This window comes from Solibacillus isronensis, from assembly GCF_023715405.1.
Classification (GTDB): Bacteria; Bacillota; Bacilli; order Bacillales_A; family Planococcaceae; genus Solibacillus; species Solibacillus isronensis_B.
The window spans coordinates 123180-146784 of record NZ_JAMBOC010000006.1 but is presented as its reverse complement, the minus strand read 5'-3'; the positions used below and the strand labels follow the sequence as shown (position 1 = coordinate 146784).

General features: G+C 38.1%; 24 protein-coding genes and 1 tRNA gene. 4 read left to right on the top strand and 21 right to left on the bottom strand.

Features of this window, described 5'->3' with window-relative positions:
• Positions 1-46: 46 nt before the first annotated feature.
• The 13 genes from M3166_RS17525 to acpS all read right to left on the bottom strand — a co-directional run bounded on the left by M3166_RS17525 (position 47) and on the right by acpS (position 9998).
• Positions 47-122, bottom strand: a tRNA-Asn gene (locus tag M3166_RS17525).
• Positions 123-312: 190 nt separating this feature from the next.
• Positions 313-786, bottom strand: coding sequence for a SprT family protein (locus M3166_RS17520; RefSeq protein WP_251691324.1), 474 nt, complete (start codon positions 784-786; stop codon positions 313-315).
• A 75-nt stretch (positions 787-861) separates the two neighbouring features.
• Complete coding sequence (locus M3166_RS17515; protein WP_251691322.1) at positions 862-3033, bottom strand: Tex family protein; 2172 nt, start codon at positions 3031-3033, stop codon at positions 862-864.
• Positions 3034-3160: 127 nt separating this feature from the next.
• On the bottom strand, positions 3161-3946 hold the full coding sequence (gene sigB / locus M3166_RS17510) for an RNA polymerase sigma factor SigB (protein WP_079523292.1): 786 nt from the start codon (positions 3944-3946) through the stop codon (positions 3161-3163).
• Positions 3924-4394, bottom strand: coding sequence for an anti-sigma B factor RsbW (gene rsbW, locus M3166_RS17505; RefSeq protein ID WP_014822539.1), 471 nt, complete (start codon positions 4392-4394; stop codon positions 3924-3926). Before rsbW ends, sigB begins: the two co-directional genes overlap by 23 nt.
• Positions 4394-4726, bottom strand: coding sequence for an STAS domain-containing protein (locus M3166_RS17500; RefSeq protein ID WP_251691320.1), 333 nt, complete (start codon positions 4724-4726; stop codon positions 4394-4396). Before M3166_RS17500 ends, rsbW begins: the two co-directional genes overlap by 1 nt.
• Positions 4727-4794: 68 nt before the next feature.
• On the bottom strand, positions 4795-5790 hold the full coding sequence (locus M3166_RS17495; RefSeq protein WP_251691318.1) for a PP2C family protein-serine/threonine phosphatase: 996 nt from the start codon (positions 5788-5790) through the stop codon (positions 4795-4797).
• 13 nt (positions 5791-5803) lie between these two features.
• Positions 5804-6205, bottom strand: coding sequence for an anti-sigma regulatory factor (locus M3166_RS17490; RefSeq protein ID WP_251691316.1), 402 nt, complete (start codon positions 6203-6205; stop codon positions 5804-5806).
• Positions 6206-6477: 272 nt separating this feature from the next.
• Positions 6478-6828 carry a type II toxin-antitoxin system PemK/MazF family toxin gene (locus M3166_RS17485; protein ID WP_008405778.1) on the bottom strand — a complete coding sequence of 117 codons (351 nt, stop codon included), beginning with the start codon at positions 6826-6828 and terminating at the stop codon, positions 6478-6480.
• Positions 6829-6832: 4 nt separating this feature from the next.
• Positions 6833-7120 carry a transcriptional regulator gene (locus M3166_RS17480; RefSeq protein WP_251691314.1) on the bottom strand — a complete coding sequence of 96 codons (288 nt, stop codon included), beginning with the start codon at positions 7118-7120 and terminating at the stop codon, positions 6833-6835.
• Positions 7121-7286: 166 nt separating this feature from the next.
• Positions 7287-8405: an alanine racemase gene (gene alr, locus M3166_RS17475; protein ID WP_251691312.1), complete on the bottom strand. Its 1119-nt coding sequence runs from the start codon at positions 8403-8405 to the stop codon at positions 7287-7289.
• 181 nt (positions 8406-8586) lie between these two features.
• Positions 8587-9579: a LolA family protein gene (locus tag M3166_RS17470; protein ID WP_251691310.1), complete on the bottom strand. Its 993-nt coding sequence runs from the start codon at positions 9577-9579 to the stop codon at positions 8587-8589.
• Between the two features lie 65 nt (positions 9580-9644).
• A complete protein-coding gene (acpS, locus tag M3166_RS17465; RefSeq protein ID WP_251691308.1) occupies positions 9645-9998 on the bottom strand; it encodes a holo-ACP synthase in 354 nt (117 codons plus the stop codon).
• Positions 9999-10088: 90 nt separating this feature from the next.
• Between acpS and M3166_RS17460 the strand changes: the two genes are divergently transcribed.
• Positions 10089-10712, top strand: coding sequence for a rhomboid family intramembrane serine protease (locus M3166_RS17460; RefSeq protein ID WP_251691306.1), 624 nt, complete (start codon positions 10089-10091; stop codon positions 10710-10712).
• A gap of 44 nt (positions 10713-10756) precedes the next feature.
• Here M3166_RS17460 and M3166_RS17455 read toward each other — a convergent pair whose 3' ends face one another.
• The 7 genes from M3166_RS17455 to M3166_RS17425 form a co-directional block, all read right to left on the bottom strand.
• On the bottom strand, positions 10757-12235 hold the full coding sequence (locus tag M3166_RS17455; protein WP_251691304.1) for a PH domain-containing protein: 1479 nt from the start codon (positions 12233-12235) through the stop codon (positions 10757-10759).
• On the bottom strand, positions 12228-12707 hold the full coding sequence (locus tag M3166_RS17450) for a PH domain-containing protein (protein WP_251691302.1): 480 nt from the start codon (positions 12705-12707) through the stop codon (positions 12228-12230). The genes M3166_RS17455 and M3166_RS17450 overlap by 8 nt, the downstream gene beginning before the upstream one ends.
• 226 nt (positions 12708-12933) lie before the next feature.
• On the bottom strand, positions 12934-14487 hold the full coding sequence (locus tag M3166_RS17445) for a DEAD/DEAH box helicase (RefSeq protein ID WP_251691300.1): 1554 nt from the start codon (positions 14485-14487) through the stop codon (positions 12934-12936).
• A 365-nt stretch (positions 14488-14852) separates the two neighbouring features.
• Positions 14853-15548 (bottom strand): alpha/beta hydrolase, encoded by a 696-nt coding sequence (locus tag M3166_RS17440; protein ID WP_251691299.1) that lies wholly within the window; start codon positions 15546-15548, stop codon positions 14853-14855.
• Between the two features lie 91 nt (positions 15549-15639).
• Complete coding sequence (locus M3166_RS17435; RefSeq protein ID WP_251691297.1) at positions 15640-17010, bottom strand: UDP-N-acetylmuramoyl-tripeptide--D-alanyl-D-alanine ligase; 1371 nt, start codon at positions 17008-17010, stop codon at positions 15640-15642.
• 12 nt (positions 17011-17022) lie between these two features.
• Positions 17023-18096: a D-alanine--D-alanine ligase gene (locus tag M3166_RS17430; protein ID WP_251691295.1), complete on the bottom strand. Its 1074-nt coding sequence runs from the start codon at positions 18094-18096 to the stop codon at positions 17023-17025.
• Positions 18097-18194: 98 nt separating this feature from the next.
• Entirely contained in the window at positions 18195-18944 is a 750-nt protein-coding gene (locus M3166_RS17425; RefSeq protein ID WP_251691293.1) for a hypothetical protein, read from the bottom strand.
• Between the two features lie 293 nt (positions 18945-19237).
• Here M3166_RS17425 and M3166_RS17420 point away from each other — a divergent pair, with 293 nt between their 5' ends.
• The gene (locus M3166_RS17420) at positions 19238-20428 is read left to right on the top strand and encodes an FtsW/RodA/SpoVE family cell cycle protein (RefSeq protein WP_251691291.1); all 1191 of its coding nucleotides are present in this window, start codon (positions 19238-19240) and stop codon (positions 20426-20428) included.
• Between the two features lie 95 nt (positions 20429-20523).
• Here M3166_RS17420 and M3166_RS17415 read toward each other — a convergent pair whose 3' ends face one another.
• Positions 20524-20661 carry an Lmo0850 family protein gene (locus tag M3166_RS17415; protein ID WP_008405794.1) on the bottom strand — a complete coding sequence of 46 codons (138 nt, stop codon included), beginning with the start codon at positions 20659-20661 and terminating at the stop codon, positions 20524-20526.
• A 482-nt stretch (positions 20662-21143) separates the two neighbouring features.
• Between M3166_RS17415 and M3166_RS17410 the strand changes: the two genes are divergently transcribed.
• Together M3166_RS17410 and cls are read left to right on the top strand one after the other, a co-directional pair.
• On the top strand, positions 21144-21944 hold the full coding sequence (locus M3166_RS17410) for a YwqG family protein (protein WP_251691289.1): 801 nt from the start codon (positions 21144-21146) through the stop codon (positions 21942-21944).
• Positions 21945-22026: 82 nt separating this feature from the next.
• Positions 22027-23493 (top strand): cardiolipin synthase, encoded by a 1467-nt coding sequence (gene cls, locus M3166_RS17405; protein WP_251691288.1) that lies wholly within the window; start codon positions 22027-22029, stop codon positions 23491-23493.
• The last annotated feature ends 112 nt before the right edge of the window (positions 23494-23605 follow it).

Here is a 23605-nt window from a genome sequence, read left to right as displayed (position 1 = left end):
GCCGTGAAAGGGCGGTGTCTTAACCACTTGACCAACGGGCCAATATTGGCTCCGAAGGCAGGACTCGAACCTGCGACCTGCCGGTTAACAGCCGGATGCTCTACCAACTGAGCTACTTCGGAATAATTACTTCGTTGCGACATCATCTTGTCGACTTTTACTATTATAGAGAGCGATTTCCGTTTCGTCAACACTTTTCTTTTAAAAAAATAAAGAAAAAATCTCTTCCTATATATAGGGTAAAAAATTCGTTTTCTTAAAAAACAACATAAATACTGTATACCATTATTCACTTATTTTTAAACATCATTTCTAAAAATATTTTTCACTGTGGAGAAATTTAATTTTCCCTTTGCACATGCTGCAGCAATATTTTTTTACATCCATTTTTCTTTTTCTTTTATATATTTGTCCGCAATTCGTACAGCTATATATATGTATTGTCTTTTGCTTCGGCTTTTCTTTTGGCTGTTCCATTGTAGAACAAAAACGTGGCGCGCCTACTTTTTTCAATAGATTCCGAAAATCCGCATCACCATGCCTATAACCCATCCCTAAAATATGTAGATGATAATGGCAAAGTTCATGTAAAATAATACCCTTTAACTCCTCTATACCGAAATGATCATATAGTTTTTTATTAAGTTCGATATTGTGGCTATTTAACATATACCGACCGCCCGTCGTTTTCAAGCGACTATTAAAATAAGCCTTATGAATAAACGGTCGATTAAAAAAGTCGTTTGATAACTGTTCAACTAATTTTTGTGCCTGTTCGTCCGTCATATGCCAACCCCCTTAAATTAATAAAAAGCGCATATACAGCTATGCGCTTTTTATTATAATTGAAAATCTTGCTCTTTACACGCTAAGTTGATTTTCAGGAGTTAACATCGTTAAAGAAATACGACCTTTATTCGCTTCTACTTTTTCTACCCAAACCGTCACGATATCCCCTAAGGAAACAACATCTAATGGATGTTTAACTCGACCTTTTTGCAATTTGGAAATATGGACAAGTCCATCCTGCTTTACTCCGATATCGACAAATGCCCCAAAATCAACGACATTTCGAACTGTCCCTTGCAGTTCCATTCCAACTTGCAAGTCATCCATTTGAAGTACATCTGTTTTCAATAACGGTTGTGGGAAAGCAGCACGAGGGTCACGGGTAGGTTTCATTAATGTATCGACAATGTCTTTCAACGTAACTTCCCCTACTTCTAATGACTCACCTAGTGTTGCTAAATTTAACTTGCTAATCGCTTCTTCGGCTTTTGCCGTTCCGACATCCTTTTTCGTTAACCCTGCTGCCTCCAATACTGCTTCGGCTAATTTATAGCTTTCCGGATGGATTCCTGTAGCATCTAACCGATTTTTGGCATCTGCAATACGCAAGAAACCGACAGCCTGCTCGTAAGTTTTAGCACCTAATCGCGGGATTTTTTTCAGTTGTGCCCGTGATGTAAATTGGCCGTTTTCACTACGCATCGACACAATATTTTCCGCAACCGTTTTTGAAAGTCCAGATACATATTGTAAAAGGGAGGCCGAAGCTGTATTTACATCTACCCCAACTTGGTTTACCGCTGTTTCTACAATAAACGTTAGTGATTCCGCGAGTTGTTTTTGTGAAACATCATGCTGATATTGCCCTACTCCGACTGCTTTCGGATCAATTTTCACTAGCTCGGATAACGGGTCTTGTATACGACGGGCAATTGATACAGCACTTCGTTGTTCTACCTGTAAATCCGGAAACTCCGCTCGCGCAACTTCTGAAGCAGAATATACGGAGGCCCCTGCCTCGTTGACAATTACATATGCAATGTTTCCGTCTACTTCTTTCAGCAGTTCCGCAATAAACTGCTCTGTTTCACGGGAGGCTGTCCCGTTTCCAATCGCAATAATACTAATCGGATATTTCTTTAATAATGCCTTCACAGTTGCTTTTGCTTTTGACGGATCCGACGTAGTGTGGGGATATATAACGCCAACTTCAATCATCTTGCCCATTTCATCGACTACCGCTAATTTGCATCCTGTTCTATATGCAGGGTCAACACCAAGAACCATTTTACCGCGCATTGGCGGCTGTAATAATAAGTTCCGTAGATTTTCCGAGAAAATATGAATCGCTTGTGTTTCTGCTTTTGATGAGAGTTCTGCTCGAAGCTCATTTTCAATAGACGGTTTAATTAACCGTTTATAGCTATCCGCAACTGCCATTTTCACTTCATTTACAGAAGGGCCAACAAAATTTCTTGGAATAAAATAATTTTCCATTAATGTTGTCGCTTTATCGATTGGAACTTCAATTGCTGCACGTATCACTTCTTCTTTTTCACCGCGGTTTACCGCCAGTATTCTGTGGGGTGCAATTCGATGAACGGGTTCTTCATATGAATAATACATTTCAAATACTTGTTTTTCATCTTTTTCCGCATTTTTTACCGTTGTTACAAGCTTCCCTTCACGCCAAGATAAGGTACGCAGCTTTTCACGAATTGCAGCATCATCGGCAAATCGCTCCGCTAAAATATCTCGTGCGCCAGCCAATGCATCTTCTATTCCAGTAACACCTTGTTCTTCGTTTATATAAGGCGACGCCATTTCTTCCAACGTACGCTTTTTAAGCTTTAACAGTTCTTCAGCTAACGGTTCCAAACCCCGTTCTTTGGCAATCGTTGCTTTTGTACGGCGCTTTTGTTTAAATGGTCGGTACAAGTCTTCTATGCGTTGAAGAACCGTTGATGCTTGGATAGCTGTTTGTAGTTCTTCCGTTAATTTACCTTGCTCATCGATTAAACGCAGCACTTCTTCCTTTCGTGTTTCGAGTTGTTGTATGTAATGGTAGCGGTCTTCCACTGCCTTTATTTGTACTTCATCAAGTGAACCTGTCATTTCTTTTCGGTAACGTGCGATAAAAGGTACTGTGTTACCTTCTTCCAGTAGTCCAATAACCGCTTGAGCTTGCTTTGGTTCCACTTTCGCGTCTTTCGCGATTATTTGTAACATTTTTTGTTGATCCATCATGCCACTCCTTTAAATTTCGAACTTTCTTTTAGTGTACCATTCCATTTGTATTGTTTCCCAAAAAAGCTTCGAATTTATGCATGAAAAAAGAGCCTACTAATTTATGCTAGTAGACTCTTAAACTTTATAATGAGACACCGCCACTTGCTGTAATGGCGTCTTGTAATTTTTTAATTGCTTTACGTTGAATTCGCGAAACGTGCATTTGGGATATACCGAGTCTTTCTCCGGCTTCCTTTTGACTAAGCTGTTCCAAATAAGTTAATTGGATAATCTGTCGCTCACGTTCATTTAATACATTCATCGCATCTGCTACAATCATGCGGCGGTTTGTTACTTCATAGCCTGTGTCTTCTCGACCGACTACATCAAATAACGTTACCGTACTGCCATCAGAATCCGATTCGATCGAATGGTCCATCGACAATGCCTGATAGCTTCGACCCATCTCCATCGCTTCCAGTACGTCCTCATCCTGTACTTCTAAATATGTTGCAATTTCGGTAATGGATGGGGAACGTTGTAGCGATGTCGTTAATGCTTCGACAGCCGCCTTGATTCTAGGTCCTAATTCTTTAATACGTCTTGGAACATGCACGTCCCAAGTTTTATCACGTAAAAAGCGTTTTATTTCTCCGACGATTGTCGGAACAGCAAACGCCTCAAAGCTTCTGCCAAAAGAAGGGTCAAATCGTCGGATCGCACCTAATAAGCCAAGCATCCCTACTTGTACAATATCATCATAATAAGATTTACCATGTGAATATTTGCGTGCAATCGACTCGACTAATTGCTGGTAATGGAGCACAAGATTTGTTTGTGAATCTTCACAGCCGCTCGCCTGATATTCTGCAATCCAATTTAGCACTTCTTCTTTTGATGTATTCTTAGGTAGTGATTCTTTCGACATTCCCTTTCACCTGCTCTCTCGAGACATACTTTGTCATGAAAACAGTGACGCCACCTTCGTTATTTAATTTCACTTCATCCATTAAAGTCTCCATTAAATAAATCCCTAATCCACCTTCACGTAATAATGCTACGTTTTCATTTTCATGATATGGACCAACTTTTGATTTGATCTCTTCAAAGTTAAAGCTTACACCGTAATCTGCGACCATTATTTCAATCTTGTCTTCAAATAATGCACAACCGATTACAACTTCGCCTTCCTCGTTTGCTTTATAAGCATGGTGAACAACATTTGTCACCGCTTCACTTGTAGCTATTTTTAAGTCTTCAATTTCATCATAAGTAAACCCAACTCGCATCGCTAATCCTGAAATTGTTAGCCGTATAACACTTACATATTGCGATTTGGCAGGCACTCGAATTTCAATATAGTCAAATGCTCTCATCATTTCAACTCCAATTCCTCATCAATCTCAATACTCATTAATTCACTTAATCCTGTAATTTCAAACAATCTTACTAAACGATTTGATAAATTCACTAATTTTAATGATGCATTTTCCTTCGTAACTTTTTTATAAAATGCTACAAATATTCCTAAACCCGTACTGTCCATATAATTTACTTTTGATAAATCCAATTCGATTTCTCGGCCTTCTACAATTTGAACAGTCTCTAGCTCTTCACGTAAAATCGGGGCTGTGTACGTATCGATTTCACCCTCGATATAACCTTTTAATACGTTTCCATCTTCTCTAAATTGAACATTAACATTCATTATTAGACACCTCCATTATAAGCCTAATTACTTTTCCCGAATCCGCGGGAGCTCAAACATAAATTTTTTTATTTTTTAAAAATAACAACCGTAAAATCATCTTCTAATTCAAAATCAGACATGTTTTTCAAATAGGCGTACATTTCCTCACACATTTCCTGCGCCGAAAGATGGCTACAACTTAATGCCAAATTCTTAATCACATCCCGAGGATCCAACTCTCCTTGCTTACGAAAATCCGTTACACCATCTGTAATCATAATGATAAAATCACTTTCTTCCAAACAGATGTCGTACTGCGGGTATGTCACTTCAGGCATAACACCTAATAGTAAACCTTTCGATTCCAAATCAAAGAAAGTTTTTTTACGAGCATTATAATATATAGCAGGCTCATGCCCAGCCGACCCATATGTAAATTTGCTTTCTTCAATATTGTATGTCCCGTAAAACATCGAGACAAACATACTATCATCAACACTTTTTTCGATAATACGATTTAACACTTCTAAAATGTAAGATGGATCTTTCGTTGCGTACTCAAGTGTATCAAGCCCATATTTGACCATAGACATACAAAGGGCTGCTGGCACACCTTTTCCAACAACATCTGTCACAGCTACACTGACAACTGAATCATTGTTGTTTAAAAAGTGAACATAATCACCATTCATTTTGCGGATTGGTACAGATAGCATCCCAATATCAATCTGATCAAGCCTAGGTACTGTTGTTCTGAGAATCATATTCTGGATCTTTGTAGCGACATTCATCTCCATACGCAGTTCTTCTTGCTGTTCCAGTAAACTTTGATGCTCCTTTAAAGTTAAACCAAAGTGTACCATAATCTCAATTAAAAAATCATAGCTATGCGAAATATCTTCTGGTAGATCTGGATAAATTTGCTCTATCGCATACTTGTGGATATTGATGACTTCTTCTGGAGCTACTTTTTTTTGAATTAACTGTCGAATAAAGTTTTGTCCTATATATAAATTTCGCTCAGTTTGGTTTGCCAAAAAATCAGATAAGATTTTTTGATATTGTGTTTGCAGCTCTTTCAAATTTTACCACATCCTACTTTACCCATTTTTCGATAACTATCGTCGTACCACTTCCTACTGTGGATTGGATGTCCATTGTATCCATTAGTCTTCTGACTCCCGGCAAGCCCGCTCCAAGGCCGCCAGAAGTTGAATAGCCGTCTTCCATCACTTTTTTCAAATTGCTTATTCCCGGTCCTTTATCTGCCGCTATTATGCGAAGGCCAACTTTCTCTTCATTACTAATACGCTCTATTGTCACTTCCCCGGCACGGGCATATAAATATATATTTCGAGCCAGTTCACTTATCGCTGTCGTAATTCGAGCTTGATCTACCGCACCAAAGCCAATTGCTTTCGCCTCGTTACGTCCAAGTTGGCGTGCAGCTACAATATCCCATTCTGTCACAATCTCTACGGTAGATTTCGTATTCATCATAGTGCCCCCAATTTCCTACTTTTTCTTTCTATGGAGTTAACGTACAGTATCAGTTTTTTGAATTATTAATTTATATATTATACCATATGTTATCCTTGTAGTTTAGTTGGATATAAGTTTTCAGCCATATTTTTGCTATATTTATAATTTTAAGTAAAATATTACAATTTTGCATGATTACAGTTTACTATTCACCTAAAATTTACAGGGGACTTTGATTCATAATAATAAAAAACACCGAAACGGTTGTTTCGATGTTTTTTTATGTATTAAAATTTTACGAGTCCTAAACTAATATTTAGAGCAATATCTACTTCTTGCATTAGTTTTGCATCTAGCTGAGTAATACGATCTGTTAATCGTGATTTATCAATTGTACGCAATTGTTCAAGCAAAATTACCGAATCACGCTCAAAACCATACTTTTTTGCATCGATTTCAACATGTGTAGGCAACTTTGCTTTTTGAATTTGCGCAGTTATTGCAGCTATTATGACAGTTGGACTAAAGCGATTTCCAATATCATTTTGAATAATAAGAACGGGTCTAGTCCCGCCCTGTTCTGACCCTACCACCGGTGATAGGTCAGCAAAAAAAACGTCTCCACGTTTTACAATCAAATTGTCATCCCCCGCTTACGAGACGCTCCACCATATGTTCCGCTTCATACTCTGCATGCAAGCACTCACTGCAAATTGTCAGATTAATTTGCGACATTTCCACATAGCCCTTTATTAAAGCTTCCCGTATTTGATTTGGTTGCATATGCTTTGTATAATTTTGAGTCGCCAAATACGCCATCATATAACCATTCTCAGTATTACGCCCAAACGTTCTTTCGAATTGCGTTACTAGCTCATTTGGTATGTCAATTACTACTTCTTCTACTTCTGCTAATTCCTTCGCGTACAAAACAAGCACCTCCACCGAACATCCCATTTCCCATTCATTCTATCATTGATTGACTACAATGAAAAGACAGGAAAATTAAAAAACTGACAATTCTCGCAATAAAGGAATAAATATGGACACACTTGTTTTGTATATTTGAAGTTATTTACAGTAGTATTACATCGATTTATTTATATACCCTAGGAACTCTGGCCGTTATTACACATGGCACTTCGTAATTAATTGTTTGGAGTTTATGAGCCCAATCATCTATTGTGATTTCCTCTTGCTGTTGGCAGCCTATCAGTACAACTTCTTCCCCAATATTATATGCTTCCGGAAGTAAAATCATACTTTGATCCATACAAATTCTGCCGACAATTTTCGCTCTTTTTCCACCAACAAGCACTTCTTGGCCCGAAAGCTTACGAATCATACCATCTGCGTAGCCAATCGGTATTGTACCGATATAGCAGTCCTCTTCTGCTGTATATGTCGCACCATAGCCTACCGATTGACCAGCTTTCATTTTTTTAATATGTACAAGTTCTGTCTGTAGAGAAAATGCCGGCTTAATCGGAAAAGGCAATTTTGTACCTACATAACCTGAAGGCAGCAATCCGTACATGGAAATACCGAAACGTACCGCATCATAACGCAAAGAAGGATCTTTTACTAATGCGGTAGCTGTATTGGCAACATGAACAAGACGAGGCTTTTGTGGCAGTGCGCCTAAAAAGTCCTTGAATAGGGTAGCTTGATTGTCAAAGTACATTGAATCTTCTTCATCTGCAGTAGCAAAATGCGTAAAAATTCCATCCACTAAAAAATCATCTGAAGAATTAATCATTGTATATAATTCCAATAGTTCTTCTTTAGTAGATACACCGATACGCCCCATACCCGAATCAACTTTAATATGAACTCTTAACTGATTCAGCAGCGGTGTATACTGCTGTGCTTCTTTCAGCCATTCTGTCGAAAAGGCAGTAAGGATAATATTTTCTGCTGATGCATACGGAATAAAAGCGTGCGGTGAAGCACCTAACACTAAAATATCGATATCCTTAAAATTCTCTCTAATATGTACTGCTTCGTCAGGTGTTGCGACAGCAAGCATTGTTGCACCGGCCTCAATTGCCGTTTTTGCAACTTCCACATCTCCATGACCATATGCATTTGCTTTTACGACAGCAATAACTTGGATATTCGGTCCTATATAATTTCGCAATGAAGTAATGTTATGTGTGATTGCTTGCAGATCAATTACTGCTTTTGTTGGTCTGTAATAAATTGGAGTATCCATTTCGATTTTTACCCTCTTTTTATAAGTTTAAACTTACTGTTATATATGTAATTTTCAGTCAACCATTTTTAAATCTGTATACGAAAGAAATCATCTTGCGCTAGTATGCGCAAGATGTCTCTTCTTAAATATAACCATAAAATATAAGTTAAAAACAAGTTTAGAAAGACATAATTATAATTTATTTTATACTACTTTCCTGCACACTTGCAGCTACTTCCAGTAATTCATCTTTTGTTAATTTCGTGGAAGCGATAAAGAAGGTCATGCCATCTTTGTCCCATTGAATTGAGTTGTCAGTAATAGCGCCTATTGTATACCCTAAATCCGCCGGGTCCCCGGATACAGGTAATATTGTTTCATCAGATTGGATCGGCTGCTGCATTAATGTAAATGGCTTTTCCCCTTCGAATGTCAAAATAACACGTGTGTTTCCATCTTCCTGCACTTCAAACTCATCTGTCAGCTTAGTATGTGCCCAGTCAATTGTAGGGTAATATACACTAAATTCTGTGTCTGCGACTTCTGCTGATGCGGCTTTCTTTTCTTCTTTTTCAGTGAATTTCTCTACTGCATATTCTTCCGCAGTATGCTTCACACCTAATTTAATGTCGGCAAATGTAATCACAACTTGTTCTTGTAAAGATTCATCCATCACACTTACTTTTGTCGGAAGCATCGTTTTCTTATCAATTACAATTTGCTGTACCGGCAGTGCTGTTTGGTCTACATTTCGTGTTGCTACTTCAAAAGTATAGCTCGCATCATCTTCAGTCATTACCGCTTTTGAATCTGACACCAAATCATCAGCCAATGCACCAATTATATACGCCTGACTGTTTTGCTTTGGCCATTCACTTTGGAACTTATGCGTCTTACGTAATGATGGCGTGACAACAAAGACACCTTCTTCATTTCGAACGATTAACTGCTGTTCTGACTCACCTTTTGGATTAACTGCCACTCGGTAAAAATCCGGTTTTGTGTGCCAAACTTTTACATCGTAAACACGTGGCTCTGCGCCTGTCCGAACTTCCATCGAAGCACTTAATTCATAACCTTTTGCGTCATTCCACTTCTTGTTAACATCCTCAATCACTTCATCCTTTGTAGCTTTTCCACACGCCGCCAAAAAGAGACAACAAACGACAACTACTAGCAGTCGGAGTTTCAAAGATTCACCCTTTCGATTATCTATTTCGATAAATTACTATATGAGCCAAGGTGTCCATGTATGTATTATTGCATTAAGATTACTTGGGCAGCTGCTGTTGTCCGGGTATGAGTAATGGAAATAAACCCGTTCACCCGTTCACCATCAAAGTATAATTCAGGTTTTCCTTGCTCCGTTTTTAAAATTTCTATTTGGTGGAGTTCACAGCCTTTACCGATTCCTGTGCCGTTTGCTTTTGAATAGGCTTCCTTTGCAGCAAAGCGACCTGCCAGAAACTCAACTTTGCGCATATCCGATAATGTATTAAAAATGGCAAGTTCCCTATCCGTTAAAATTCGTTGAGCAAATTTTGCTGAACGGCCTATCATTTTTTCAATTCGGTCCAATTCTACTAAATCTAAACCAATCCCTTTTATCATTTAATAGCTCTCCCTTTCTTTTAATCATTACTCCAATGTATAATGAATAAAAATACGTTTTATTTTGTATCGACATAATTGAGGTGGAACATGTTTATTCGTAGAGAAAATTTTAAACAGTACATTACGTTATATCCGGTCGTATCGTCAATTATAGCAATTAATTTAATTGTTTTCGTCCTAACATTATTACCGGGATTCGGCGAAGATTTGCTTTATGCCGGGATGAGCGTCAATGGACTCATTGCAGCCGGTGAATGGTGGCGTATTATTACGTCCATGTTTTTACATGCAGGTTTTATGCATGTTCTTTTTAATATGTTCTCTCTATTTTTATTTGGCCCGGAACTTGAGAAAATCGCCGGCAAAATGCGCTTTTTAACAATTTACTTTTTAGCCGGAATTTTTGGTGTTGCTGCTACTTACGCAACACAAGATGCCTATTATGCAAGCGTTGGTGCAAGTGGAGCACTGTACGGAATTTTCGGGGCGTTCGGGGCCCTTGTTTATTACACAAGACATTTATTCCCGCAGTTACGACAAATAATATTGCCATTAATAGTGATTAGTATTATTATGACATTTTTAACACCAAATATTAATATTGCTGCACATTTAGGCGGTTTGGTTACAGGCTTTATTTTAGGGGTTGTTTACTTTAACCCTAAAAATATGGGACGCTGGCGTAAACAGCCCATTAGACGGGTAAAATAAAAACAGGATTCGCGAAAAGTAAAAATTTTCGCGGACCCTGTTTTTTAATGTTCATACCAAGACAGTACGCTTTCGATTTCCTGTTGCTCCATATGACGCGCTGTCGCTGAAGCCCCGTGCATACCTGACATCACTACAATCTTAACAGACCCTATATCCCGTCGCTTCTGGAAATAGGTTTGACTACCTTGCGTAATTTGTACACGCTTTTTCAATGCATAAAATGTCACACGGCTTACAAGACGCGAGACAATCGTAATTTGCTGATCTTTCACCGTATACCCAGTCGTCTTAAATTGCCATCTTCCAAGTAGAATGATTGGAACGATTAGCAATATTGACAACAGTCCATATGGATAGAAAAAGTACGAAATAGCGCCGATTAACGGGACTAGCCATACAAAATCAATCCGGTAGAAAAAAGGCTGTGCTTTTCTTGGCGGCTGAACAAGTTGCGTAATTTGAAAATCATATTCAGGAAACAGTTCTGCCAAAGGTGCAAACAATTCTTTTTTTGCAATTAACGGAAATAAAATGATTTTCTTATCATTCTCTCCGCTAAATCCTCCACCAGCACTTTCTACCGCAACAGATGCTAAGCCAAGCATTTGCTGGAAAGGGTTTTCCGCCAGTTTAATTGCCTGCACCCGGTTTAACGGAATTGTCACACGTTTTTTTTCGATTAATCCTCGCGTAATAATCAGCCGGTCATGTTGCTTGCTGACCGTAAAGTTATAATAATTTAAAAACGTCAAGCCGACAGAGACTCCCCATGCCAGTATTAGCGCAAGCGCGATTAAAATCATGACCACGATAAAGCCGTATTCCACTAAAAATGCCAATTCATCATAAATCAAATCAAACGGGATAAACTCCGCAAATTGTGAAAGGACAGCAAAAACTCCGGCAAGTACTACTCCCACACCGCTTGAAGTCGTCGCTAACAGTAACAGCTCCGGGATTTTCATTTTGTGTAAAACTACTGATGCCGGTTCTTGTTTTTCATCTTCAGCCGTTTGCCCTAGTTCACTTTCAATCGGCAGTTTCTGTTTCGCTTTTTTCATTTGAATTTCCACTTCGTCTGCCGCAGCTTTTGTTACTGCTGTCAATTCCGCTTCCGGTTTACCATCTTTACTTCCCGCCGTTTCCACTTGTACTTGTACAAGCTTGAACAACCGGTGAAAAATACCTTCTTTATAATTCAAGTTTTGAATACGATCAAATGGAATGTAGCGTTTTTTCTTTATAAACAGACCGTATTCCACACGGAGTTCACTATCTTCAAACCAATATACAAATGTCCACCACTTAATCAAACTGCTCACTACCGTTACCGATAAGACGATTACTAAAATAAAGAGTGGAATCATTTCGCTGAAAAATGTTTCGCTTCGATAATCCAAATTAATATTAAAGCCGTTCGCCGCCACAATGATAATGATTGGGATAAGGAGATCTTTTAATGCTTTTACAACATTGATGATTGCCGTTACAGGATGAAGTTTATATTTCTCTTTAGACATCATCTTCCGCCACCCTTGCAAGTTCAGAGATTTTTGTCCTCAATTCATCAGCATCTTCAACTTTCAACATAGGAATCGTATGTACTGTTGCCGCCGATGAAATCGATATATTCGCTAACATGTATTTTTTTAATATCGGTCCCTGCTCTGTATCAACATGTTGAACACGTACCATCGGTATTAATGTCCGTTTTACGACAAACAGGCCACTTTGAATTTCAATTTCCTGTTCTCGTACTTCATAACGCCAAATTCCCCAACGGATGCTCGGGAATACGATAACTGAAAATGCAATGGATAACAATACGAGCGCGATGGCAATCCACATAATCCACTGCGGCCAATCAAATCGAACTGTTAAAAATACGATGCCGCCTGTTATAAGTGCGATAATAAAAGTTTGAATGATTCCATATAATCGCCACACTGTTTGCGCTTTTTTTGGTAACTGAAACTTTGGTTGTTCTCTCACTAGCCCTACACCTCTTTCTCTATACTATGCTATACGTATTAACAGCTTAAATGTTTCGTTCTGTTCTAACTAGGATGATAAACTAATCCCCTTCCCTCATAGTATAGTTATTTAGTAAATTTGTTAAATAATTTATAAAAATTTTATTTCCCGGAAAATATATTTATATAAAATTCCCCATAAAAAAACACACCAACGAGAAAATCGTTGATGTGTTGAAATAGTATTAGTCTTCGCGACGTGGACGTGGACGACGATCACGAGAGCCTTCACGACGAGCACCGCCTTCACGACGACCTCCATCACGGCTTCCGCTACCAGAACGGCTTCCGCCTCCGCCACCTTCACGACGACGATCTCCTCCGCGACGGTCACCACCGCCACGGTTGCCACCACCACGGTTACGGTCATTACCGCCACGGCCGCGGCCTCCGCCACCTTGTGAACGGTCACGACGCATCGGTAATGGACGTTCTTCAGATAATGATACTGGTGTAGCATCAGGTTCTTTAGTAATTGATTTAAGAGCAGCTGCTACTAAGTCAAGCGCTTCATTATTTTCCAATAACTTAGCTGCTAACTCACGGTAAGTACCTAAATCATTATTTTGAACTAATTCCACCAATGATTGCATTGCATCTTCTTGTAAGCCTACTAATGCTTCTTCAGATGAAGGTGGACGTAAAGGAGTCATACGTTTTTTCGTAGTTTCTTCTACGATACGTAAGTAACCCATTTCACGAGGTGTTACGAAAGTTACTGCAACACCAGATTTACCTGCACGGCCTGTACGACCAATACGGTGAACGTATGATTCTGGATCTTGTGGAATGTCAAAGTTGTAAACATGCGTTACACCTGAAATATCCAATCCACGAGCTGCAACGTCTGTTGCGATTAAAATATCGATTTTACCTTCTTTAAACTGACGTAAAACAGAAATACGTTTCGCTTGAGATAAATCACCATGGATACCTTCTGCTAAGAAGCCACGTAAACCTAAAGCTTGGCTTAACTCATCAACACGGCGTTTCGTACGACCGAAGATGATTGCTAATTCTGGTTTTTGTGAATCCAATAGACGAGATAAAGCATCGAATTTTTCACGCTCTGTTGCTTTTACAAAGAACTGTTCAATGTTTTCCATTGTTAATTCTTTCGCTTTAATTTTTACGATTTCAGGATCTTTCATGAATGTCTCTGCAATTTTACGGATTGCTGGAGGCATTGTCGCTGAGAATAGTAATGTTTGGCGGTTTGATGGCACGTTTTCTAAAATCGCATTAATATCATCGATGAAGCCCATGTTTAACATTTCGTCCGCTTCGTCTAAAACTAAAGTTTGCACTTCGTCTAAACGTAATGTACGACGGTTAATATGGTCTTGAATACGACCCGGTGTACCCACAATAATTTGTGGTTTGTTTTTTAATGCGCGGATTTGACGGCCAATTTCTTGACCTCCGTATACTGATAATAATTTTACGCGCTTATCATAACCTAATTTATAAAGTTCTTCTGAAACTTGGATTGCTAATTCGCGAGTCGGAGCAATTACCAAAGCCTGGATATTTGGATTTTTTGGATCGATTTTCTCGATTAAAGGAATACCAAATGCAGCTGTTTTACCAGTACCTGTTTGTGCTTGGCCTAAAACGTCACGGCCAGCCATTGCAAACGTTACTGTTCCTTCTTGGATTGGTGTTGCTTCTTCAAACCCCATACGCTTAATAGAACGTAATGTCGATTCACTAATGTTTAATTCTGAAAAATTTGTCAAACTCTTCATTCTCCTTTTTCCTGTATAAGTTGACAAATGGTTACATTTTCAGATGAAATGGCGGCAAATTTCGAGCCATTGTATGTGGAACGTTTCCGTTACTTAAAAATTCTCTCTGCTTCATATGCAGAGTCTCTTATATGAAAAGGAAAGCCCGGTCATTGCCGAGCGGTTCAATTCTACCGTTTCTAATTGGTTGTCACATTTGTAAAAAATAGAATAAAACCGTTTATCAAAAAAAAGCACTCTTCACCAATAAGTCTGAAGAGTCTTCGCACAAAATGTATCCATTGCTTTTATTAGTCTAACATGGGTTGTAACGGTATGCAATGATATTGCTTTGTATCAAAATAGTCAGATATTTATTACTCCAATAAAAATTGATACACTTGATCAAACCATTGCTCACAATCATCACTGTAACAAATATGATGTTTTCCACAATCTGAAATATACATTTGCTTTTGTTGCGACTGAATTTGTTCAAATAAAATCTGGGCGGTTGCACTTGGCACAATTCCATCCAGCTCCCCTTGTACAATAAAGGTAGGACACTGAATGTTTTTTATATAAGGCTCCGTTTTTTTAACGACCTTCATAAATTCAATCGTTGCAGTTAACGGGACATTTTTAAATTTAAATTTGTACCGTGCAAACAATTCGTTTTCTTCCAACTTTTTATGCACCATATCTTGGGCAATTGCTCGAACATCTTTCACTAACTGCGTAGGACTCACATACTTTGCTGCAGCACTTAGGAGTACCAACTTTTTTACTGGGTAACGTATAGATAAGTACATCGCAATGACACCACCCATTGAAAAACCGACGACTATGACTTCATCGACTTGCTTTTTCAATTGCCGATATGCGATTTCCGCTTCCATCATCCAATGCTCCGCTTTATAGCCTTTCATTGCCAAATGCTCTGCATCACCGTGACCGGAGAACGTCGGAATGCTTACGACCCAATCTATTCGTTGCTTTATATAATGCGCAAAAGGCTCTACTTCATACGGTCCGCCTGAAAATCCATGTAAAAATAGGACGCCGATTTTCATCCAATCACCTGCTTCCATTAAGCTGTTAGTATCTATAATAAGCGACATTTAGAGTCGAAAAAAGTTTTTGCGCTAAAAAAACGAGCTAGCACTAGGCTAGCTCGATAGAATGGATAACTTTCTCCAACTGCATTCCACGAGAACCTTTTACTAACAGAATGGACTCGTTTGTTGCATGAGATTGAATTTTTTCGATAATCGGTGCGTACTCATTTTCGGAATACACTAAATGCTCAGCATCAAATGTTTCTTGCAGTTTATTATAGAGCCACTTCATGCGCGGGCCATACAAGCAAACATAGCGTATTTCTTCAGGATGAATATGTGCGGCAATTCCTTCATGCATCTGCATTTCATCGTTTCCAAGCTCCAGCATATCACCAAGTACAAGCCACTTTTCATTGCGGATTGTCGTTTGCTCGACAAATTGGATCGCTGCATGCATCGATGTTGGTGCAGCATTGTACGCATCGTTAATAAATAATAAATCACCTACCGGAACAAGCTGCATCCGCATATCAGTTAAAACTACTTTCTTTAATGCTTCGCGGATTTGTTCGTCAGACAAACCTAATGCTTTACTTACCAGCATTGCACTTAATGTATTCTTCACTTGGTGCTCGCCTAAGACCGAAATGAAGAACTCCCCTTGGATTACTCCATCTACATGGAAACTGCTTCCTTGTGCTGTCGCTTCTATTTTGGAAGCCGCTAAACTCTGCGCTTGGCTAAAGCCAAATGGCTGTGTTTTTAACTGCGGTGTTTTTGCAACTAAGTTTTGAAGTAACGGTTCATCACCATCATAGAAAAGAATTCCTTCTTCAGATAATCCTTTTACAATTTCAAACTTCGCCTTCGCAATCCCTTCCCGTGATCCTAAATCTTGCATATGGGCTTCACCGATATTCGTAATAATGGCATAATGCGGTCGTGCAAGCTTCGTTAAAAATTCAATTTCACCGAAACCGCTCATTCCCATTTCCAATACGGAAACTTCTGTATCCTCATCAAGCTGTAAAATCGTAATTGGCAAACCAAGCTGATTATTAAAGTTCCCAATCGTTTTTTGTACTTTAAAGTATGGAGAAAGAGCTCCCGCCAAAATATCCTTTGAAGACGTTTTCCCGTTTGAGCCGGTAATCCCGATAAATGTCGCTTGATGCTCATTACGGTAACACTCTGCCATTTTTTGAAGTGCAAGCTCTGGGTCTTCCACGAAAATTAATGGCAAATGTTCCGGGGGATTTGGCTCATCGATCATCCATAAAGAAGCTGCCGCGCCTTTTTCAAATGCCTGCTCAACAAAACGGTGCCCATTTACGGCTTCTCCACGGAAAGGAATAAATAAATCCCCTTTAGCAATTGTCCGTGTATCAATGGAAATACCTGTAACAATCGTTTCAGGAAATGACTGATTTTCTATCGTTAACCATTCTGAAATCTGCTGTAAACTTTTTTTCACTTTTTATCCCACTCAATCTCTGTTGTATTGAAGCTGTTGTTTTTCTGTATAACGTTCCAGCGCAAAACCAATCAGCTCTTTAATAAGCTGTGGATACGTTACATCTGTATGCTGCCACAATAAAGGATACATGCTTACCGGTGTAAATCCGGGCATTGTATTTACTTCATTGATGAAGATCTCGTTGTTTTCAGTTACAAAGAAATCAGCGCGCACTAATCCGGCTCCGTCTATCGCTTTAAACGCTCTTTTCGCCATATCTACTAAGTCTGTATAAACATCGTTTTGCAATGGTGCAGGAATAATTAATGCTGTCGAGCCATCTTTATATTTTGAATCATAATCATAAAACTCAGTCATTGGCTTAATCTCACCTGCTACTGAAACGTTAGGTGTATCATTCCCTAACACAGCAAGCTCAATTTCTCGAGCCGTTACACCTTGTTCAATCACAATTTTGCGGTCATATTGCAGCGCAAATTGGACAGCTTTTTCTAGTTCCAGCGCATTCGTCGCTTTGCTAATTCCTACACTTGATCCTAAGTTAGCCGGTTTAACAAACATCGGATAGCCTAAAGACTGTTCGCATCTTTTGATCCAAGCTTCTTTCTCCCGTTCCCATTCACTTCGAATAAAATATTCATAAGGTAGTTGTGGCAATTTTGCCATTTCAAACAACTGCTTCATAACTACCTTATCCATGCCTGCCGCTGAACCAAGCACACCGTTACCTACATAAGGAATGTTCAGCACTTCCAAAAAGCCCTGTACAGTACCATCTTCACCGTTCGTGCCATGCAGTAAAGGGAAGATTACATCAAATGGGCTTTCCATATGTTTTGCAATAAATTGCGTAATATTATTTTCAGACTGGTCTGATGCCATTGTAAATTGCAATTGTTCAATCGTTTGAGCGGGTTCTGTTAACTGAGGTCCAACACGCCATTCACCCTTTAATGTTATAAAAATCGGGAAAACGTCAAACTCATTAAAATCCATTGCTTGTGTTACTGCCTTTGCAGTTGAGAGTGATACTTCATGCTCGGCTGACTTACCACCATATAATAAACCAATTCTTTTTTTCATTTTTTTGACCTCCAGTTTTCACTAACCTTATTTTATCACGAATACACTAAACGCTGAAATCGGATAAAAAACACCCACTGCCCTGTTCGCTGTGAGTGTCAACTAATTTGTATTAATTCATCATAGCCTTGTTTTAATATTTCATCTAAATCATCCCAAACTTCATCCGGATAATCATAATCACTCAGCACTCGGATTTCGACTGCATAATGGGAATTTGGCTTTTCTAGTTTATATAATGAAAGCAATGCACCTTCCTTAACAAAAGGCCGATATTGTCTTAATGTAGAAGGATCGATTGTCGGTGAGTTGTTTTTATTCTTTCTTCTCCAAAAGCTCCCAACACCTTCTTTATCTCTTATCATTCGATTAAATAGATTTGAAACAAGTAATTCAGAATCGCCTATAAAACGATAATATACTTTTGTCATTTTGTCAGTTACAGATGAGTAATAAGCAAAGCGATTTTGTAATTTGTTGAAAAATGGCGATGCAAGCGGTTCACGCTTATGACTTAAATACAAGAGCTCTGCCTGTTCAAGGGGAGTTAACGTATTAATGTTTTTCTCTGTCGTAAAATCTACCCAGCATAAATCTTTCTTTAAGTCGCTTTCCTTTTTGAGAAAATCGCGCATATCTTCATTTGTTACAAAATCAAATTGTGTATGCATATTAAAAGAGCCGTTGTCGTACGCGTGCTTTAATAACAGAACATTTTTTACGGGCTCGACCGAAACCATAAATTCCTTCAGTGTAAGACCACTATAAATAACAAAATGTTCGACATCGTTCATATGAATATATAAATGATGCATAAAATCTTCAGCAGATTTCATTTTCTTCGCCACGTTTTGCACGCCCCTTTAATATGAATAATATGATTATTATATGACTTCTCATTCAAATTTGAAACATTTTCTCACCTGTTTCGTCCAACTTTTAAATTAGTCTTACTAAAGTAATTTTTATAAGAATATGATAAAGTAAATAAAGCTTAAAACATTACAGCAATTTCCGTGAAAACTTTCCTATATCTGCAATTCTTTTACCGGGAAATGTTGTGCCCATATTAAGAACCTTCAATTTGTTGGTATCTTCTGGCCCTTTAACGGGTTAAATTTAATAATTTAAGGTGAATCGAATGGATACAAACAATTATAATTTTAATAAACGGTTCGACTGGCCGCTTACAATAATCTTAATTTTATTTTTAGGAGTGAGTTTACTTGCCATCGCTTCTGCCCAGACATCTGGGCAATACGGCCAAAACTACGTACCTAAACAAGTCTTAAACTATGCAATCTTTGCCTTTATCGTTGCATTTGTCATGTATTTTGACCCAGATCAATATAAAAAATTAGCATGGCCACTTTTTGGTTTTGGGATTTTGTTATTAATCGCACTTGTCATTATTCCAACTTCAACTGGCATAACAGTTGAGAGAAACGGGGCAAAAAGCTGGTTCCAAACACCAATTGGTAATATTCAGCCTGCCGAATTTATGAAAACATTTTATATTTTGGCCGCTGCCTATTTAATCAGTAAGCACAATGAAAATTACCAAATTAAAACGGTCAAAACCGATTTATTGCTACTCGGCAAAATTGCTTTAACTTTGGCAGTACCGCTTGGCTTCATTATGCTGCAGCCCGATTTAGGATCTTCTTTAGTATTTATCGCCATTACTGCTGCACTTGTAATCGTGGCAGGTGTAACTTGGAAAATTATTTTACCGTTATTCGGCGGGGCTTTCCTTGTAGGCGGATCGTTATTATGGATGGCCCTTTATATGCAGGATTTCCTTGAAAAGACATTTGGTTTCCAGCCATACCAATTCGCTCGTATTTACTCATGGCTTGATCCCTATTCGTATGCAACATCAGACGGCTATCATTTAATTACTTCTCTAAATGCGATTGGCTCCGGTGAGGTTTTCGGGAAAGGATTCCTGGCGCGTGAAGTATATGTGGCGGAAAACCATACAGACTTTATCTTTGCTGTAATTGGCGAAGAATGGGGTTTTATCGGCGCAAGCGCTGTTATTTGTCTATACTTCCTGTTAATCTATCACTTAACGAAAATGACATTATTATTAAAAGATCCGTTCTGTACTTATGTATGTGCAGGAATTATCGCCATGATTACATTCCATGTATTTGAAAACATCGGCATGACGATACAATTACTGCCAATTACCGGTATTCCGTTACCTTTCATTAGCTATGGAGGTAGTTCGATGATGGGGAATGCCTTAGCGATCGGTCTTGTCTATAGTATGAAGTTTCATTACCGAACATATATGTTTACAACAAATGATCCTGACGATGAATAAAACAAAAAGGACCCGTGCATTCCGCGGGTCCTTTTTCTATTGCTTCAGATGAAAATAAGGTATGAAAAACAGGGTTTCATCACACCTGATTTTCATTAATTTTGCGCTTGTGGAGTTTGTGTTGGTGGTGTTAAAACTTTTAAAAGCTCAAGACGAGATTTCGTAACTGTCGCCGTAACACCTAATTTTGATAAGTTTGTAACAATACGCTTTAAATCAATCTCTTTCGCCATTTGATTACACCTCAAACTTTCCTTTGTTAATATATATAACGATTTTTCATGTTAAAAGTTTCAAATTAATAAGGTCAGACCTTCTAATACTTCATATATTACCACGTAAAATCTTATTTTTCTTTCCTGTTTTGTGACAAATCTAAAACATAATTAAACTTAACCGTTTTTTAACAATAATAAACCTGGATAAATTTATTTTAGAGAAAAAATTTTTTCTTGTAAATTTTATAATTACTTTTGAATTAATTTACATAATCTTCTCGAATACATGTTATTTAATAATTTTATTTTGTGCGTGTAGTTAAAATGAATTGCATTATATTTCCCACTACGTTTAACAAAAATTACAAGTGGAAATATTGAAAATATCATAACCATTTTTGTGAAGTAATTCCGATTAGGAATAAACAAATTTTCGTCCGTACGGGCTTTTAGTTCATCATTTCAAATAGATGTTACTTCAGTAGGAGGAACTTCAAATGTCACATATAGAAAAAAATATTTATATCCCAAAAGAATTGATCCATTTTCATACAAGTTTAAGTCATTCTGCTGAACAAGTAGCAATTTTAAAACCGGTGAAACAACCTGCGTTTTTACATGAAAGTAAATTTGCCGGCCTTCCTTTTCTAACAAATAAAATGGAACACCCTAAAGACAATCACAATCGCTATATGCTATTTTTGGCACAGCTTAACTTTGCGGAGATTCAGCTTGACCATCCATTTCCACAAGATGGTATATTGCAATTTTATATTCCACAACAATGTTATGAAAGGGAAAAATCACATTCGGAATGTCGTTATTTTAAAGTCCAATATATACCTGATCAAGTTCACTATAATGAATTTATTCATGATTTCACGTATTTAGAAGACGTAAACATCGGCAGTTTCCCGATTCAGCAGGAGATGAAGCTCATTCCAAAAACACAGTTTGAACCGGTGTCAGCAATGGATTACCGTTTAAATAATTATTTTAAACCTGAAATAATGGATGCACCCATTACATTGGATGACCGTTCATTTCAGGATGTATATTTGGAAAGTTATTTAGCGGCAGAACATAAAATTGGCGGCTATCCATATTTTATACATCAGGACTTCAGAAAAACGTCGCCCTATCTACAGCACTACGACACATTATTACTGCAAATCATTTCAAACGATGAGCAAAATATTATGTGGGGAGATAGTGGGATTATCAGCTTCTTTATTAACTCAAAAAAATTAGCACAATGTGATTTCTCGGATATTTACTTCCATGTTGAGGAATATTAAAACAGTAAGAAGCACTCGCTTGAAGTGTTTCTTTTTTTGTTTTGCTTCCATAGGCTATAATGAAAAGAAAGAAGGAAAGTAGGTGAATCTTTTGGGCGCAATTATTCAAAGTTCCATTCTGGTACCACTTATTATGTTTATAAATATTCTATTTGCCCTGACCGTCATCTTTCTTGAGCGCAAAAAGCCTTCATCGACTTGGGCATGGTTGCTCGTTCTTTTTTTCTTACCGTTTGTTGGATTTTTCCTCTATTTACTATTAGGAAGACAATTGAGAAGAAAGCACTTATTCCGGTGGGATGGCAGAAAAGATATCGGTATTGAACAACTGATTAGTTATCAGATTGAAGCAATTGAGAATAATGAACTGGAACTACGTGCAGAACATATTAAAAGTTATAATCATCTCATTTATATGAATTTAAAAACAAATAACGCTGTCCTGACACAGGATAACGATGTGAAGATTTTCGATGATGGCAGTGACAAGTTCGAAGCACTTATAAATGATATTCAACATGCGAAAAACCATATTCATATTCAATACTATATTTTCAAACTGGATAACTTGGGGCAACGCATTGTAAATGCTTTAATAAAAAAAGCGAAACAAGGCGTAAAAGTAAGAGTACTATTTGATGAAATGGGCTCGCGCGGAGTGCGGAAGCGGCATTTTAAAGACCTGATCGAAGCTGGCGGTGAAGTAGAAGTATTTTTCCCTTCGATTTTACCACTCATCAATCCACGCTTAAACTTTAGAAATCATAGAAAAATTTCCATAATAGACGGTCGTATCGGCTATATCGGAGGATTTAACGTTGGGGACGAATATTTAAGTTTATCGGATCGATTCGGCTACTGGCGCGATACACACTTACGTATTGAAGGAAGCGCAGTCCACCCCTTACAGACTCGCTTCATTTTGGACTGGAATCAAGCAAGTGCAAAAAATGATATTTGCTATGCAGAGCGTTATTTTCCGATTATCCCTCAAAAAGGAACGGCAGCTCTCCAAATTATTTCAAGTGGTCCTGACACAGAATGGGAAGTAATTAAAAACAACTATTTGCATTTAATTACGAATGCAAAAAAATACGTGTACATACAGTCCCCGTATTTCATTCCAGATGAATCTTTCTTTGACGCTATTCGAATCGCAGCCCTATCCGGCCTCGATGTGCGGATTATGATTCCAAATAAACCTGACCATATGTTTGTCTATTGGGCGACTTATTCATACGTAGGGCCACTCGTTGAAGCAGGTGCAAAAGTGTATCATTATGAGAAAGGCTTTATTCACGCCAAAATGATTGTTGTGGATGATGAAATTGCATCAGTCGGTACTGCAAACATTGATGTGCGGAGCTTTAGTTTAAACTTTGAAGTGAACGCCCTTATTTATGACAGAGTATTGGCACACCGTCTTGCCGAAATATTCGAAAGTGATATATTAGACTGCTCAGAGCTTACATTTGAACTGTACAAAAATCGCTCCAGTTTTATTAAGTTCAAAGAATCCATTTCCCGTTTATTATCACCGATACTATAGGGAAATGAAATTGAGCTGAAAGTATATTAGGTGAATTGAAAGCCCTTTTTGCGCACAATAAAAAACCAATTTTCTCTAGGGAGAAAATTGGTTTTTTTGTTTATAAATCAGT

Excerpts from the sequence above, each read along its gene's own strand:
- M3166_RS17420 (WP_251691291.1), top strand. The coding sequence starts at position 19,238 with ATGGATACAAACAATTATAATTTTAATAAACGGTTCGACTGGCCGCTT.
- M3166_RS17430 (WP_251691295.1), bottom strand. The coding sequence starts at position 18,096 with ATGAAAAAAAGAATTGGTTTATTATATGGTGGTAAGTCAGCCGAGCAT.
- M3166_RS17490 (WP_251691316.1), bottom strand. The coding sequence starts at position 6,205 with ATGAATACGAAATCTACCGTAGAGATTGTGACAGAATGGGATATTGTA.
- M3166_RS17415 (WP_008405794.1), bottom strand. The coding sequence starts at position 20,661 with ATGGCGAAAGAGATTGATTTAAAGCGTATTGTTACAAACTTATCAAAA.
- M3166_RS17440 (WP_251691299.1), bottom strand. The coding sequence starts at position 15,548 with ATGAAAATCGGCGTCCTATTTTTACATGGATTTTCAGGCGGACCGTAT.
- alr (WP_251691312.1), bottom strand. The coding sequence starts at position 8,405 with ATGGATACTCCAATTTATTACAGACCAACAAAAGCAGTAATTGATCTG.
- sigB (WP_079523292.1), bottom strand. The coding sequence starts at position 3,946 with ATGTCGAAAGAATCACTACCTAAGAATACATCAAAAGAAGAAGTGCTA.
- M3166_RS17460 (WP_251691306.1), top strand. The coding sequence starts at position 10,089 with ATGTTTATTCGTAGAGAAAATTTTAAACAGTACATTACGTTATATCCG.
- M3166_RS17455 (WP_251691304.1), bottom strand. The coding sequence starts at position 12,235 with ATGTCTAAAGAGAAATATAAACTTCATCCTGTAACGGCAATCATCAAT.
- M3166_RS17520 (WP_251691324.1), bottom strand. The coding sequence starts at position 786 with ATGACGGACGAACAGGCACAAAAATTAGTTGAACAGTTATCAAACGAC.
- M3166_RS17515 (WP_251691322.1), bottom strand. The coding sequence starts at position 3,033 with ATGGATCAACAAAAAATGTTACAAATAATCGCGAAAGACGCGAAAGTG.
- M3166_RS17410 (WP_251691289.1), top strand. The coding sequence starts at position 21,144 with ATGTCACATATAGAAAAAAATATTTATATCCCAAAAGAATTGATCCAT.
- M3166_RS17500 (WP_251691320.1), bottom strand. The coding sequence starts at position 4,726 with ATGAATGTTAATGTTCAATTTAGAGAAGATGGAAACGTATTAAAAGGT.
- rsbW (WP_014822539.1), bottom strand. The coding sequence starts at position 4,394 with ATGAGAGCATTTGACTATATTGAAATTCGAGTGCCTGCCAAATCGCAA.
- acpS (WP_251691308.1), bottom strand. The coding sequence starts at position 9,998 with ATGATAAAAGGGATTGGTTTAGATTTAGTAGAATTGGACCGAATTGAA.